At 71.4% G+C, this 14,321-nt stretch carries 11 protein-coding genes and 3 pseudogenes; 9 read left to right on the top strand and 5 right to left on the bottom strand.

Annotated features, from left to right (window positions below):
• Positions 1–4 precede the first annotated feature (4 nt).
• Positions 5–862 (bottom strand): MaoC/PaaZ C-terminal domain-containing protein, encoded by an 858-nt coding sequence (locus AB0D59_RS35320; protein ID WP_362574467.1) that lies wholly within the window; start codon positions 860–862, stop codon positions 5–7.
• Positions 863–1,235: 373 nt separating this feature from the next.
• Here AB0D59_RS35320 and AB0D59_RS35315 point away from each other — a divergent pair.
• The 3 genes and pseudogenes from AB0D59_RS35315 to AB0D59_RS35305 all read left to right on the top strand — a co-directional run.
• Positions 1,236–1,399, top strand: a pseudogene (locus AB0D59_RS35315) (ABC transporter ATP-binding protein); the annotation flags it as partial.
• Positions 1,400–1,413: 14 nt separating this feature from the next.
• A pseudogene (locus tag AB0D59_RS35310) lies at positions 1,414–1,596 on the top strand (ABC transporter permease); the annotation flags it as partial.
• Positions 1,597–1,613: 17 nt separating this feature from the next.
• Entirely contained in the window at positions 1,614–2,891 is a 1,278-nt protein-coding gene (locus tag AB0D59_RS35305; protein WP_362574466.1) for a sensor histidine kinase, read from the top strand.
• Here the strand turns inward: AB0D59_RS35305 and AB0D59_RS35300 are convergent.
• A complete protein-coding gene (locus AB0D59_RS35300; protein WP_362574619.1) occupies positions 2,869–4,437 on the bottom strand; it encodes an alpha-L-arabinofuranosidase B in 1,569 nt (522 codons plus the stop codon). The two genes, AB0D59_RS35305 and AB0D59_RS35300, sit on opposite strands and share 23 nt — an antisense overlap.
• 260 nt (positions 4,438–4,697) lie before the next feature.
• On the opposite strand from AB0D59_RS35300, the gene AB0D59_RS35295 reads away from it, so the two are divergent.
• On the top strand, positions 4,698–5,330 hold the full coding sequence (locus AB0D59_RS35295; protein ID WP_362574617.1) for a response regulator transcription factor: 633 nt from the start codon (positions 4,698–4,700) through the stop codon (positions 5,328–5,330).
• Here the strand turns inward: AB0D59_RS35295 and AB0D59_RS35290 are convergent.
• From AB0D59_RS35290 to AB0D59_RS35280, 3 genes and pseudogenes are all read right to left on the bottom strand, one after another.
• A pseudogene (locus AB0D59_RS35290) lies at positions 5,246–5,699 on the bottom strand (sigma-70 family RNA polymerase sigma factor); the annotation flags it as partial. The gene AB0D59_RS35295 and the pseudogene AB0D59_RS35290 overlap by 85 nt on opposite strands.
• Before the next feature lie 33 nt (positions 5,700–5,732).
• On the bottom strand, positions 5,733–7,160 hold the full coding sequence (locus tag AB0D59_RS35285) for an MFS transporter (RefSeq protein WP_362574464.1): 1,428 nt from the start codon (positions 7,158–7,160) through the stop codon (positions 5,733–5,735).
• Between the two features lie 144 nt (positions 7,161–7,304).
• Positions 7,305–8,516 (bottom strand): lipid-transfer protein, encoded by a 1,212-nt coding sequence (locus AB0D59_RS35280; RefSeq protein ID WP_362574462.1) that lies wholly within the window; start codon positions 8,514–8,516, stop codon positions 7,305–7,307.
• A gap of 204 nt (positions 8,517–8,720) precedes the next feature.
• On the opposite strand from AB0D59_RS35280, the gene AB0D59_RS35275 reads away from it, so the two are divergent.
• The 5 genes from AB0D59_RS35275 to AB0D59_RS35255 all read left to right on the top strand — a co-directional run bounded on the left by AB0D59_RS35275 (position 8,721) and on the right by AB0D59_RS35255 (position 14,317).
• On the top strand, positions 8,721–10,475 hold the full coding sequence (locus AB0D59_RS35275) for an MFS transporter (RefSeq protein ID WP_362574460.1): 1,755 nt from the start codon (positions 8,721–8,723) through the stop codon (positions 10,473–10,475).
• A gap of 216 nt (positions 10,476–10,691) precedes the next feature.
• Positions 10,692–11,345, top strand: a complete 654-nt coding sequence (locus AB0D59_RS35270) for a class I SAM-dependent methyltransferase (protein ID WP_362574458.1) — start codon at positions 10,692–10,694, stop codon at positions 11,343–11,345.
• A 22-nt stretch (positions 11,346–11,367) separates the two neighbouring features.
• On the top strand, positions 11,368–12,276 hold the full coding sequence (locus tag AB0D59_RS35265; protein ID WP_362574456.1) for an N-acetylmuramoyl-L-alanine amidase: 909 nt from the start codon (positions 11,368–11,370) through the stop codon (positions 12,274–12,276).
• A 131-nt stretch (positions 12,277–12,407) separates the two neighbouring features.
• Positions 12,408–13,208, top strand: coding sequence for a hypothetical protein (locus AB0D59_RS35260; protein WP_362574454.1), 801 nt, complete (start codon positions 12,408–12,410; stop codon positions 13,206–13,208).
• A 98-nt stretch (positions 13,209–13,306) separates the two neighbouring features.
• Positions 13,307–14,317, top strand: a complete 1,011-nt coding sequence (locus tag AB0D59_RS35255; protein ID WP_362574453.1) for an LLM class F420-dependent oxidoreductase — start codon at positions 13,307–13,309, stop codon at positions 14,315–14,317.
• Positions 14,318–14,321 lie beyond the last annotated feature (4 nt).

Genomic DNA, 14,321 nt, shown 5'->3' with positions numbered 1-14,321 from the left:
TGGATCAGGAGTGTTCGACGATCGTGTCGGCGAGGACGGGCGCGTCGCCTCGCTCGACGGCACTGACGGCGACGCGGACCCGCGAGTCGCCCTGCCACATGCGGATGCGCAGGGTCTCCCCCGGGTAGACCACCCCGGCGAACCGCGTCGTGTACGACCGCACCCGGCTCACGTCCCCGCCGAGCAGCGTGTCCACGACCGCCTTGAGCGTCATGCCGTAGGTGCACAGCCCGTGCAGGATGGGCCGGTCGAAGCCGGCGAGCTTGGCGAACTCCGGGTCGGCGTGCAGCGGGTTGTAGTCGCCGGAGAGGCGGTAGAGCAGGGCCTGGTCCTCGCGGATCGGGCGCTCGACGGTCCGGTCGGGTTCGCCGGCGGGCGGGGCCGGCCGGGTGGAGGGGCCGCGGTCGCCGCCCCAGCCGCCCTCCCCCCGTACGAAGATCTGCGCGTCGTTGGTCCACAGCGGCCCGTCGGCGTCCGCGACCTCGGTGCGCATCACCAGGACGGCCGCCTTGCCCTTGTCGTACACGGCGGCGATCCGGCCGGTGGCGGTCGCCGTGCCCGCGACCGGGATGGGCCGGTGCAGGGTGAGGGACTGGCCGCCGTGCAGCACCTTGGCGAGGTCGACGTCGACACCGGGCATGGACAGTCCGCTGATCACCCCGGGCGAGCCGGCGCCCGCGACGGTGGCGAAGCTGGGCAGCACGTGCAGCCGGGTCTCCAGGGTGTAGCGCAGTTCGTCGGGGTCGGTCGCCGGGCGGCCCGCGCCGATGCCGAGGTGGTAGAGCTGGACGTCCCGGCGCTCCCAGCCGATCTCCCCGGACCGGGGTTCGGCGGCAAGGGCCTTGGCTGCGTCGATGGGCATACGGCTCCTGATGGCTCAAGACCCCGGTACGGCCGTCCGCACCGTCGGCCGCACCGAGGTCGTCACGGGCCGACCTAGAACGCGTTCCAGTCCGGCGCCCCTTGTATAGCCCAGCACTCGGCAGTTGTGAAGGCTCCTGACACTGTGTCAGGTCGGGCGGCGGTTCGCCGGCCGGTGACATTTGTCCTGCCCTAGTCCGTACAAGCGCATCTGCCGTGCGGCGGGCCCGGGTTCGTAGCGTTGTAGTCATGACACGGACAAGGACAGGTGGGACGGCAGGCCGGACAGAGCGTGCCGTGTCCTTCGCGGGGGCGGTCAAGACCTTCGGCGCGGTGCGCGCGGTGGACGGGGTGGACCTGGAGATCGGGCCCTGGCCCGGTTGCCCGGCGTACGGTCCCTCGAGGCGCGCGGCGACCGCGCGCTGCTGCGCAACGCCGACTGGACGCGACCGTGATCGCACTCGCCGCCCGGAACGCGATCCGCGGCCTGGAGGTCACGCCCACCTCCCTCGACGACGCGTTCCTGGCCCTGACGTCCGGCCCACGAACCGTTTCCCCGGCTGGCTGCGCGACGTCTCGCAGTACACCCCGACCCACCGCTTCGCCGAACTCGGCACCTCCGTCGCCGACGGGCGCAGCCCGGCACCCGGGGCGATCGCGGTCCTGACGGTGTGGCTGCTCGCGTTCGGTTCGTACGCTGTGGTGGCGTACCGCCGGACCGGGCGGACCGTGTGACCGGGGGAGCGAGAGAGATGTCCTGGATGCGAGGGATCACCTGCCAGATGCGCCGGTGGCGGGTGGCACGGACTCAGTGGAAGGCCGACATGGCGGAGTTCAAGGCCGCGCAGAAGGAGTCGCGGCGCACGGGCGAGTGGCCCGAGAACCCGGGTCCGCCGCCGACCGGCTTCTCCCTGCTGCCGTGGCTGCTGCTGGGACTGGGCTCCTTCTCCCACCTCCTCCAGGGCAAGACCCCCAACCCCTGGATCGGCGGCCTGGGCCTGTTCGCCTTCAACTCCCTCTACATCTACGTCGTGTTCCGCTCCTTCGTGAAGGAGAAGCGCGAGGCGGTCTCAACGCGGGTGGTGCTCGGCCTGATGGGCCTGCTCACCTGCGGCCTCGCCCTCGGCTACGGCGGCAGCTGGCTGTACTTCTTCCCGCTGCTCGGCCTCGCCACCGGTGCCTGCCTGCGCGGCCCGCGGCTGGGTCAGATCGGCCTCTCGCTGACCGCCCTCGCGGCGGCGGTCTCCGTGTTCCGGGTGGGCTGGGACGCGATCAACGTCGCCTACGGAACCTTCCTGTCCACCATGGTGACCGCCGCGATCCTCTCCCTGTCCGAGGCGGTACGGGAGCTGCGCGCGGCCCGCGAGGAGCTGGCCCGGCGCGCGGTGGAGAAGGAGCGACTGCGCTTCTCCCGGGATCTGCACGACCTGCTCGGCCACACCCTCTCGGTGATCGTCGTCAAGTCGGAGGCCGCCCGGCGCCTCGCCCCCCGTGACATGGACGCGACCCTCTCCCAGATCTCCGACATCGAGTCGGTCGGCAGGCAGGCGCTCACCGAGATCCGTGAGGCGGTCACCGGCTACCGCGAGGGCAGCCTGGCCACGGAACTCGACCGGGCCCGCTCGGTCCTCTCGGCGGCGAGCGTCGAGCCGGTCGTCAGGCAGACCGGGACGCCGCTCGCCCCGCAGACCGAGACACTGCTGGGCTGGGTGGTGCGCGAGGCGGTCACCAACGTGGTCCGGCACAGCGACGCCACCCGCTGCGAGATCACCGTCGACAGCGGCGCCGAGCAGGTCCGGTTGACGGTCACCGACGACGGCACCGGCGCGAACGCCGCCGAGCCCCGCCGTGAGGGCGTCGGCGGCACCGGCCTGAAGGGGCTGACCGAGCGCCTCGCGGCGGCGGGCGGCTCTCTCGAAGCCGGCCCGTCGCCACGCGGCGGCTTCACGGTCACCGCGGAACTCCCCACCGAGTCGCTGGAGTTGCTGACCGCTATGACGGTGGCGACTACGGCGCCCAGGGCGAACTGACGACCCAGCTCACGTCGTCGGTCCACGAGGTCGCGCTGTCCCAGGCGTTGGAACCGCCGTCGCTCGCTATGTAGACGTTGTAGTTGTAGTGGCGCAGATATCTCGTCGGGTAGTTGTACGAGGCGAACGAGGTGCCGGTGCCGCTCTTGCCGGTCTCCGGGCAGAACGTGGCGTCGGCCCTGAACGTGGCGGTGCCGTCCATGGGCTGCCTCAGGAGCTTGAAGTTGTAGTGCCGCAGGAAGTCGCCCGGGTAGTTCCGCGACTCGAAGGAGACGCAGGAGCTGCCGGCCAGTCCGCGGCGGACGATCCAGGTGGCGTCGTTCTTGTCCAGGGCGGAGCTGCCGGCGGTGATGGCGGAGAGGACGGCGGCGTTGGCCTGGTGGCGGACGTAGTCGGTGGTGCAGCAGGACGTCGTGGCCTTCAGGGAGATCTCCGAGGCGGGGTTGAGCGTGCCGGTGGAGCCGGTCGCGCCGCCGTAGCCGACGGAGACGATGTCGGACTGGACGGCGTTGTCGGCGGCGTCGGTCGGGATGCCGGAGGTCATGACGCCCTCGAAGAACGAGCCGATGGAGCCGTTGCTGTTGTCCCCGCCGGTGCCGAGGACGATCGCGCCCTCCTGGTGCATCGGTGAGTAGCCGCTGGTGGTGGGCTCACCGCCGGAATACGTGGTGGTGAGACCGCCGGATTGCGCGTTTCCCCATTTCAGTGCGAAATGGTCCTGGCCGTTGTTCTTCAGCAACGCGGTGACGAAAGGGATCGCCCCCGTCCCCGTGTTGGAGGAGTTGGTGCTGTAGCCGAGGTTGGACTGGAACAGCCCGTTCTCCAGGTCCGCCTGCACCCAGGGGCCCGAGCCGTAGCAGGGCGCGAACCAGCACTCGGTGCCGAAGTTGATGGCGTCCATGTGGCCGTTGCCGGTGTCCTTGTTGTTGGTCTCGGCGTTGCCGTAGTCGAAGCAGCAGCTGCCGTTGACATGGGTGCCGGAGGTGACCATGTACATCCCCTCGGCGGCGCCGTTGGTGGCGACACCGGAGGTGGAGTTGTCCCGGTAGCCCATGCCGGCCGAGATCTCCAGGCCGTAGACCTGGTGCCCGCCGACGGTCACCGGCAGCGCGTCCGCCGGGGCCCCGACATCGGCCGCGCCGGCCCCGCCCGCACCCTCGACGGTGAGGTCGTTGTGCTTGCTGGACTGGTCGTAGATCTTGGTGATGATGCAGGTCGTACCGGAGCAGAAGGAGTCCTGCGCGGGCGCGTTGGCGTATCCGCCGGCGGCCAGCAGACCGATGTCGGCCGTGGCGCCGTCCGAGGCGCGCTGCACCTGGTACAGGGATCCGCTGTACGACGAGTACAGCGCCCGGACCATGCTGTGCGCGGCCACGCACGGCGTGCCGGCGGTGGCGTAGACGTCACAGGGCAGCGAACTCGCGGCGGCGGCCTGCGGGGCGCCGGCCCCGACGACGAGCGCGGCGACGGTCGCGAAGGCCGCGAGCGCGGACAGCAGGGCTCTCCTGACGCGGGGCGGACAGGAGCGCAGGGCTCGTAGGGACACTGAGAACACGATGCACCTCTTCTTCGGTTCCTCGTAGGGCGGCGCGGGTTCCTGGTCGGTATACCGAACGTCGTTCGACCGAAATACCGAACCTATTCGGCGATCGAAATACCGACCATTGGCCGGGAATTCAGAGAATTGCAGAGGCGATTGTTTGAGCACGGTCAACCGCCGTCAAGCCCTGCGGCACGGAACAAGGACCACTCTTTGATTGCCGGGCCCGAGGCTAGGCTTGGGCTGTGTACGAGCCTGCGAACGAGATGCCCCGGGACCACCGGCCCGCCAAGTCGATCAGGGTGCTGCTCGCCGAGGACCAGGGCATGATGCGCGGGGCCCTCGCCTTACTGCTCGGCATGGAGCCGGACATCGAGGTCGTCGCCCAGGTCGCCACGGGTGACGCGATCGTGGACGCCACGCTCGTCCACCGGCCCGACGTGGCCCTCCTCGACATCGAACTGCCGGGGATCAGCGGCCTGGACGCCGCGGCGGAGCTGCGCGCGCAGGCGCCCGACTGCCGGGTGCTGATCCTGACCACCTTCGGCCGGCCCGGCTATCTGCGCCGGGCCATGGAGGCCGGGGCGGCCGGCTTCCTCGTCAAGGACGGGCCGGTGGAGGACCTGGCCCGGGCGATCCGGCAGGTGCTCACCGGGGAGACCGTGGTCGACCCGGCGCTCGCCGCGGCCGCGCTCAGCGCCGGGCCGAACCCGCTCACCGCCCGCGAGTGCGATGTGCTGAAGGCGTCGGTGGACGGCGCGACCGTCGCCGACGTCGCGGCGAAGCTGCACCTGTCGGAGTCGACGGTCCGCAACTACCTGTCCGCCGCGATCGGCAAGACCGGCACCCGCAACCGCACGGAGGCGGTACGGGAGGCCCGGCAGCAGGGGTGGCTGTGACCGGGCCTCCGCAAGAAACAGGTGACCTCCCGCGCCGTCTCGTCGACATGACCGATGACGAGACGCCCGGGCCCGTCCGCGCCCGGCACCAGCCTGACCGGCTTCGCGATCCCCTTGGCCGTTGCTCTTGACCGTGCCCACCGAGCAGCCCATCGCCTCCGCCGCCTGGGTCTCCGTCAGGTCCTCCCAGTAGCGCAGCACCACCGCCTCCCGCTGCCGCGCGGGCAGTTGGGCGAGCGCCTTGAGCAGGGCGCCGCGGTCGTCGGCCTGGACGATCCGGTCTCCCGTGTCGGCGATCTCGCGCACCAGGGGCGAGTCGTCCTTCGGCGCGAGGAACTCCTTGAGTTTCCTTCGGTGCCTGCGTGCGTGAAGAGGAGTCCGCGGGTCGCCCGGACCGTTGCCTCATCCAGCGGGCGTCGGCGAAATTCTTCCCGGCAGCCACAGCAGCATCAGCACCGCCCCCGCCAGCAGCAGCCCGGTGCTGGTGCGGAAGGCCAGCGCGTACCCCTCGGTCAGGGCCGCGCCCCCGCCGCCCGTACCGGTCCGGGCCGCCGCGACCGTCGACATCACCGCGAGCCCCAGCGAACCGCCCATCGTGCGCGAGGTGTTGACGAGCCCGGAGAGCAGCCCGGCCTCCCCCGGCGCCGCCCCGGAGGTGGCCAGCGCGGCCAGCGGGGTCGCGGCCAGGCCCGCGCCGAGCATCATCAGGATCCCGGGGAACATGATCGCCGTCGTATAGGCGCCGTGCGGGCCCATGGTCGACTGCCAGCCGAACCCGGCCGCCGCGACCAGCGTGCCCGTCACCGCCACCGGCCGCGCGCCCGCCCGCCGCATCAGCCGGGGCGCCAGCTTGGAGCCGACGAGCACCGCGACCGAGCTGGGCACCAGGGCGAAGCCCGCCTCCAGCGGGGAGTAGCCGAGGACGTTCTGGGCGTAGAGCGTCATGAAGTACCACATGCAGAACATCGCCGACCCGGACACCAGCATGGCCGCGTTGGCCGACGCCACCGTCCGCCGCCCCAGCAGGCCGAGCGGCATCAGCGGGGCCGCCGTACGCGCCTCGACGGCCAGGAACAGCCCGAGCAGGGCGAGCCCGGCGACCAGCGGGACCAGGGTGGCCGCCGCCGTCCACCCCTTGGCCTCGGTCTGCGAGACGCCGTACGCCAGCGTCGCCAGGCCCGCGGTCACCAGCAGCGCGCCGGGCAGGTCGAGCCGCCGTCCGTCGCCGGCCCGGCTCTCCGTCAGCCACACCACGGATCCGGCGAGGACCAGCGCGCCCACCGGCACGTTGATCAGCAGCACCCAGCGCCAGGACAGCACGTCCACCAGCACCCCGCCGACCAGCCCGCCGGCCGCGCCGCCGCCGGCACCGACCGCCGTCCAGGTGGCGATCGCCCGCGCCCGGGCCGGGCCCTCCGGCACGGCGGCCGTGAGCAGGGTCAGCGTCGAGGGCGCAAGCACCGCCGCACCCAGCCCCTGCACCGCGCGGGCGAGCAGCAACTGCCAGCCGTCCTGGGCGAGGCCGCCGCCGAATGAGGCCAGCGTGAACAGAGCGAGCCCGACCAGGAACATCCGCTTACGGCCGTACAGGTCACCGGCCCGGCCGCCGAGCAGCATGAAGCCGGCGAAGGCGATGGCATACGCGTTCACCACCCACTGCAGGCCCGACGCGCTCAGCCCCAGGTCCGCGCGCATCGACGGCAGCGCCACGTTCACCACGGACACGTCGAGCACGACCAGGAACTGCCCGGCACACGCCAGCGCCACCACCAGCCAGGTGGGGGGCTCGGTACGGCGGGATATTCGTGAGGTGTCCGCGGCTTCGAGCATGACCGTCATGCTCTCAAGCCGGTTACGGTCCTTGCATCGGCTTTTCGGCCCACCTGGTCCTCGGTCGCACGGCCTACACCGCCCCGCCCTTCGCGGCCGTACGGCCTACACCACCCCGCGCCCCGCCCTTCGCGGCCGTACGGCCTACGCCGCCTTCCGGAACATGGTCACCACCGCCGCCCCGCCCAGCCCGATGTTGTGCGCGAGCCCCACCCGCGCGCCCGGCACCTGCCGCTCCCCCGCCGTGCCCCGCAGTTGCCAGACCAGTTCGGCGGTCTGCGCGAGGCCGGTCGCGCCGAGCGGGTGCCCTTTGGAGATGAGCCCTCCGGAGGGGTTCACCACCCAGCGGCCGCCGTACGTCGTCGCCCCGGACTCGACGAGCTTGCCCGACTCGCCCACCGGGCACATGCCGAGCGCCTCGTACGTCAGCAGCTCGTTGACGGAGAAGCAGTCGTGCAGTTCCACGACGTCGACGTCCTCGATGCCGAGTCCTGAGCGGTCGTACACCTGCCGGGCCGCCGCCCGTGACATCGGCTGCCCGACGACGTCGATGCACGAGCCCGACGCGAAGGACTCCTCGGTGTCCGTCGTCATCGCCTGCGCGGCGATCTCGACGAGGCCGGTGAGCCCGCGCCGCTCGGCGAACCGTTCCGAGACGACCACGGCCGCCGCCGCGCCGTCGGAGGTGGGCGAGCACTGGAGTTTGGTGAGCGGGCGGTGGACGGTGCGGGCGGCGAGGATGCCGGCGACGTCGTACACGTCCTGGAACTGGGCGTACGGGTTGTACGCGGAGTGCCGGTGGTTCTTGGCGGCCACGGCGGCGAGCTGCGCCTCGGTGGTGCCGTACCGCTCCATGTGCTCGCGGGCCGCGTCGCCGAAGATCTGCGCGGTGGGCGGGGTCATCTCGAAGCCGTGCCGGGCGGCCATGACGCCGTAGTGCCGGGCGACGGGAGAGGCCGAGAAGTCTCCTCCGTCGGCGCCGCCGCCGAGCGCGCCCCTCTTCATCTTCTCGAAGCCGAGGGCGAGGACGCAGTCGGCCGCCCCGCCCTCGACGAGCTGCCGGGCCAGCATCAGGGCGGTGGCGCCGGTGGCGCAGTTGTTGTTGACGTTGTAGACGGGGACGCCGGTGAGGCCCAGTTCATAGGCGGCGCGCTGGCCGGCGGTGGAGGGCTGGAAACAGTAGCCGACAGGAACCTGTTCCACGTCGCCGTACGAGATCCCCGCGTCCGCGAGCGCGGACCCGCCCGCCTCCCGGACCATGTCCCAGTACTGCCAGTCACGGGTCTCGGGCTTCTCGAACTTGGTCATTCCGACCCCGGCGACGTACGCCTTCACGGCACTCACGGCGGCACTCATGGCGCGTGAGAGTAGAACACGTTCCACACATTGACCAGAGCCTGACGGTGAATCAGAAACCCATGGGACGGTCAAGAATTCGTTAGCAGCTCGAAGCAACGGAATAGTTGCCTGTGCATACGAGGTTTACCCACCACTTATCCGATGCCGGATCCGTCTCTTCTCGCACTTCCCGTCACTCTCTTGGCCCGGAGGCCTCACTCAATGACGCACACGACGACCGACCAGCCCGCCCGGGGCGCGAGCGGGGCCGTGGTCCCGGTACTCGCCTTCGCGGGCATCGTGGTCGCGGTGATGCAGACCCTGCTCGTTCCGGTGATCAAGGACCTGCCGCAACTACTGGGCACCGAGCCCAGCAACGCCACCTGGGTCCTGACCTCGACGCTGCTGTCCGGCGCCGTGGCCACTCCGATCATGGGCCGCCTCGGCGACCTGTACGGCAAGCGGCGGATGCTGATATTCAGCCTCTCCGTGATGGTGGTGGGCGCGCTGGTCAGCGCACTCACCAGCGAACTGCTCACGATGATCGTCGGCCGCACCCTGCAGGGCTTCGCCATGGGCGCGATCCCGCTGGGCATCGGCCTGATGCGCGACATGCTGCCGCGCGAGAAGCTCGCCTCGGCGATGGCCCTGATGAGCTCCTCGATCGGCGTCGGCGGCGGCCTCGCGCTGCCCGCCGCGGCCCTGGTCGCGCAGCACGCCGACTGGCACGCCCTGTTCTACGGCGCCGCAGGCCTCGGCGTCATGGCCATCCTGCTCACCCTCTTCGCCGTACCGGAGTCCCCGGCGCGCGCCGAGGGCACGTTCGACGTCCTGGGCGCGATCGGTCTCTCCGTCGGCCTGGTCCTCTTCCTCCTCCCGATCACCAAGGGCAGCGACTGGGGCTGGACCTCCGGCACCACGCTCGGTCTCTTCGCCGCCGCCGCCGTCGTCCTCCTCCTGTGGGGCGTGATGGAGCTGCGGGTCAAGGCTCCGCTGGTCGACCTGCGCACCACGGCCCGCCCGGCGGTGCTCTTCACCAACCTCGCCTCGATCATGGTCGGCGTCAGCTTCTACGTCGTCTCGCTGGTCCTGCCGCAGCTGCTCCAGCTCCCGAAGGCCACCGGCTACGGCCTCGGCCAGTCGATGGTCACCGCCGGTCTGCTGGTCGCCCCGCTGGGCCTGACGATGATGTTCACGGCCCCCGTCTACGCCCGGCTGTCCGCCAAGTACGGCCCCAAGACCACCCTGATCCTCGGCATGATGATCATCGGCATCGGCTACGGCGCGGGCCTCGGCCTGATGAGCGCGGCCTGGCAGAGCCTGGTCATCGCGGTGGTGCTGGGCGCCGGCATCGGCCTCGCGTACTCGTCCCTCCCGGCCCTGATCGTCGGCGCGGTGCCGGCGTCGGAGACGGGCGCGGCGAACGGTCTCAACACCCTGATGCGGTCCATCGGTACGTCCGTGTCCAGCGCCGTCATCGGCATGGTGCTGGCCAACACGGCGAACAACGTGGGCGGCGTCGCCATCCCGACCATGCACGGCTTCCGGGTCTCCTTCCTGATCGCGACGGGTGCGGTGGCCGTGGGCCTGGTCCTCGCCCTGCTGCTGCCGAAGCGCAGCGCGCCGGCGGTGGAGGCCGCGCAGCACACGCAGTTGCGGGCGAGCAGCGACGAGGACGCCGTGCTGGCCGACGCCGAGGAAGTGCTGCGGGGCTTCCGTGGGCGCGTGCTGGACGCCGCGGGCGTTCCGGTGGCCCGCGCCAAGGTCACGCTGATCGACCGGCGGGGGCGGCAGGCGGGGGCCACCCTGTCCGGCGACGACGGTACGTATGCGCTGGCGGTGCCGACCGAGGGCCCGTACGTGCTGGCCGCGAAGGCGGTCGGGCATGGGCCGTTGGCTTCTTCGGCGTCGCACGCGGGGGACGACCGGGCGGTCGACCTGGATCTCTCCTTGCCCGGGGAGACGGTGAGCGCCTAGCGGGCGCCGCGGTCTGCCGTGGGGCGGCTGCGCCGCGTGGGGGCTCGTCGCCCCCACGCGGCGCAGCCGTACATGGGTACAGCCCCGCGCCCCTCATGGGCGAGGGCCTCGCATTCGCACCCCCTGCCGCACCCCCTGCCGCACCCCCTGTCGGGGCTCCGGCAGGGGGTGCGGCAGCATGGGTGGCCGGAACGTCGTACGACCGAAGGGACCCCCATGGCCGTGGCCGCACCCGAGCCCGAGACTCTGGCCGCGTTCGAGAAGGCCAAGGGGTTCATGCCCCTGCACGAAGGGCTGGCGCTGTACTCGGCCGCCGTCGAAGCCGGAGCCCTCGGTCTCCCCCTCCTTGAGGTCGGGACGTACTGCGGGCGCTCCACGCTTCTCCTCGCCGACGCGGCGCGCGCCACCGGGGTCACCGCTGTCACCGTCGACCACCACCGGGGCAGCGAGGAGCAGCAGCCGGGCTGGGACTACCACGACCCGGAGACGGTCGACCCGGAGCTCGGGCTGATGGACACGCTGCCGACGTTCCGGCGCACCCTGCACCGGGCCGGGCTCGAAGACCATGTGGTCGCCGTCGTCGGCCGTTCCCCGCAGATCGCCGCGTTCTGGAACTCGCCCCTCGGGTTCGTCTTCATCGACGGCGGCCACACCGACGAGCACGCCACCGCCGACTACGAGGGCTGGGCCCCCCATGTGGCCCAAGGCGGGCTTCTGCTGATCCACGACGTCTTCCCGGACCCGAAGGACGAGTTCACCGGCCAGGCCCCTTACCGTGTCTACCTCCGCGCTCTGGAGTCGGGCGCGTTCACGGAGGTCTCGGCGCACGACTCGCTGCGCGTCCTGCGGCGAACGAGGGCGGGGATCTGAGGGCGCGGTTAGAGTCGCAGACGTGTCGTACACAGGCCCGGAATTCGATCCCTCGCGGCAGCGGCGCTCCCGGCGGGCGCCCATGACCGTCGCTCTCGCCGCGCTCGTACCCGGTGCGCTGCTCGGATGGGTGGTGTTCGAGGGGGTGGGGAAGCCCGCCGGGAGTGGCGGCGGGGAGACGGACGCGGCGACGCCCAGGTCGGCGCCCGTGTCGCCCGGCGACGACGCCAAGGTGCCCAGCCCCAGCGCGGCTCCCGCGCTCGAGGGCAAGGTCGTCGTCATCGACCCGGGGCACAACCCGGGCAACTTCCAGCACGCGTCCGAGATCAACCAAAAGGTGGATATCGGGACGAACTGGAAGGAGTGCGACACGACGGGGACCGCCACCAACGCCGGTTACTCCGAGGCGCGGTTCACGCTCGACGTCGCGCACCGGCTGCGGGCGCTGCTGGAGAAGCAGGGCGCCACGGTGAAACTGACCCATGACGGGGACCGGCCCGTCTGGGGACCGTGCGTGGACCAGCGGGCGAAGATCGGGAACGACGCGCACGCCGACGCGGCCATCTCCATCCACGCCGACGGGGCGCCCGAGGGCGACCGCGGCTTCCATGTCATCCTGCCCGCGTCCGTACACTCCGGCACCGCCGACACCCGCCCGATCATCGGCCCCTCGCGCACCCTCGGCGAGCACGTCGAGAGCGACTTCGCGAAGGTCACGGGGAGCGCTCCGTCCAACTACGTCGGCAACGGCACCGGCCTCGACGTACGTAAGGATCTCGGCGGTCTCAATCTGTCAACGGTTCCCAAGGTGTTCATCGAGTGCGGCAACATGCGCGATAGCAAGGACGCGGCACTGCTGACGAGCGGGGCCTGGCGGCAGAAGGCCGCGCAGGGAATCTCTGAGGGAATCGTGAGTTTCCTGCGCGGGTAGGCATCGGCAGGCGGATCCGGGCGGACACCCTGATCGTTCGGACGATAGTGTCCTTCCTACGATTCCTACGACGAGGGGCACACCCCCGCGACGCCTCCTCCGCCGACGAGACGACCTACGAAGGACCTGAAGTGAATATCCGCTCCCTCACTAGAGGCGACGGTGTGGTGATCGGAGCAGCGGTGTTGCTCTTCATCGCGTCGTTCCTCAACACGTTCGACAAGTCCGGCCCGAACGCCTGGGACAACCTCGGCCTGGTGATGAGCATGTACGTCGGCGGGATCGCCGGCGCGGTCCTGATCGTCCTCGCCCGCGCGCTGCCGCAGCCGCTGAAGTTCGTCGGTCTCGACCTGGGCCAGATCGGCGTCGGTCTCACCGTGTTCGCCCTGTGGACCGCGTTCTGGTCGACCATCGACCCGCTGGGCGCGTTCGACGACCTCAACACCGCCGACATCGGCGCCGGTTCCGGTCTGATCCTCGGCCTGATCGCGGCGCTGGTCCTGGCCGCGGCCGCGATCGCCACCCCGCTGGTGCCGGCCCTCCAGGCGGCCCTGATCCCGGCCCCCAAGCCGCAGGCCCCGCAGCCCTACGGCGCCCAGCCCTCCGGCGGCTACGGCTACCCCGGTGCCGCCGCCCCGCAGCAGCCGTACGGTGCCCAGCCGCAGCCCGGTCAGCCGTTCGGCCAGCAGCAGCCCCCGGCCGCCGCGCAGCAGCAGCCGGCCACCCCGGCACCCGACTTCTCGCCGTTCTGGTTCGCCGTCCCGGTGGCCCGGCCGCTGTTCGCGGAGGACGGCTCGGCCGCACCGATCGCCGAACTGGCCCCTGGCACCTGGTACTTGGCCGTCGAGCAGCGCGGTGTCGCCCTGGTGGCGCAGACGCAGGACGGCCGCCGTGGCGTGCTGCAGGACACCTCCGGGATCCAGCGCGGCTGATCCACCGAAGGACCACCTCGGCCCCTCGCCCTTCCGGGCGAGGGGCCGTTGTCGTACAGTCGTCCGTCGATTGTCTGACGTGTCGTCAGGAGGCTTGTATGCGGCTCGGGTTGGCGCTCGGATACTGGGGGCGGGGGCCCTCCCCGGACCATGTGCCGCTGGCGCGGGAGGCGGAGCGGCTCGGGTACCACTCGGTGTGGACGGCGGAGTCCTGGGGCTCGGACGCGTTCACCCCGCTCACCTGGATCGCCGCACAGACGACAACCATCAGACTGGGTACGGCCGTTGCCCAGATGGCGGCCCGCTCGCCGACCACCACCGCGATGCACGCGCTGACCCTGGACCACCTGTCCGGGGGACGGGTGATGCTGGGGCTCGGCCTGTCCGGGCCGCAGGTCGTGGAGGGCTGGTACGGCCGCCCGTTCCCGAAGTCGCCGCTGACCGCGACCAGGGAGTACGTGGACGTCGTACGGCAGGTGCTGCGGCGGGAGGGGCCGGTCGAGTCGGCAGGGCGCTTCCACTCCCATCCGTACCGGGGTCCTGACGCCACCGGTCTCGGCAAGCCGCTGAAGCCGATCACCCACCCGCTCCGGCCCGATCTGCCGATCCTGCTGGGCGCCGAGGGACCGAAGAACGTCGCCCAGACGGCCCGGATCGCCGACGGGTGGCTGCCGCTGTACTGGGCGCCGAGCCGGCCCGAGGTGTACGGGCCCGCGGTGGCCGACCTGCCGGAGGGCTTCCTGGTCGCCCCCATGGCCCAGGTGAAGGTCTGCGACGACGTGGCCGCCGGGCTGCTGCCCGTGAAGGCCATGCTCGGCTTCTACATCGGCGGGATGGGCCACGCGGCCCGCAACTTCCACGCCGACCTCATGGCACGCATGGGATACGAGGAGGAGGCGCGGCGCATCCAGGAACTGTTCCTGTCCGGGCGGCGCGAGGAGGCCGTGCTGGCGGTGCCGGACGCGTTCGCCGACGAGATCTCGCTGATCGGCCCGCGCGAACGCATCGCCGAGCGGCTGGAGTTGTGGCGCAAGGGCCCGGTGACCGATCTGCTGGCGCTGGCACCCGACCCGCACACCCTGAGGGTGCTCGCGGAGCTCAACTCCTAGCCCG

Source organism: Streptomyces sp. NPDC048417 (assembly GCF_040651615.1).
Classification (GTDB): domain Bacteria; phylum Actinomycetota; class Actinomycetes; order Streptomycetales; family Streptomycetaceae; genus Streptomyces.
The sequence above is the reverse complement of the archived record's forward strand: the minus strand, read 5'-3'. Positions and strand labels throughout refer to the sequence as shown.

What these genes read in the sequence shown, in the direction of transcription:
- AB0D59_RS35320 (WP_362574467.1), bottom strand. Translation starts at nt 862, where the DNA reads ATGCCCATCGACGCAGCCAAGGCCCTTGCCGCCGAACCCCGGTCCGGG.
- AB0D59_RS35305 (WP_362574466.1), top strand. Translation starts at nt 1,614, where the DNA reads ATGTCCTGGATGCGAGGGATCACCTGCCAGATGCGCCGGTGGCGGGTG.
- AB0D59_RS35295 (WP_362574617.1), top strand. Translation starts at nt 4,698, where the DNA reads ATGCCCCGGGACCACCGGCCCGCCAAGTCGATCAGGGTGCTGCTCGCC.
- AB0D59_RS35285 (WP_362574464.1), bottom strand. Translation starts at nt 7,160, where the DNA reads ATGCTCGAAGCCGCGGACACCTCACGAATATCCCGCCGTACCGAGCCC.
- AB0D59_RS35280 (WP_362574462.1), bottom strand. Translation starts at nt 8,516, where the DNA reads ATGAGTGCCGCCGTGAGTGCCGTGAAGGCGTACGTCGCCGGGGTCGGA.
- AB0D59_RS35275 (WP_362574460.1), top strand. Translation starts at nt 8,721, where the DNA reads ATGACGCACACGACGACCGACCAGCCCGCCCGGGGCGCGAGCGGGGCC.
- AB0D59_RS35270 (WP_362574458.1), top strand. Translation starts at nt 10,692, where the DNA reads ATGGCCGTGGCCGCACCCGAGCCCGAGACTCTGGCCGCGTTCGAGAAG.
- AB0D59_RS35255 (WP_362574453.1), top strand. Translation starts at nt 13,307, where the DNA reads ATGCGGCTCGGGTTGGCGCTCGGATACTGGGGGCGGGGGCCCTCCCCG.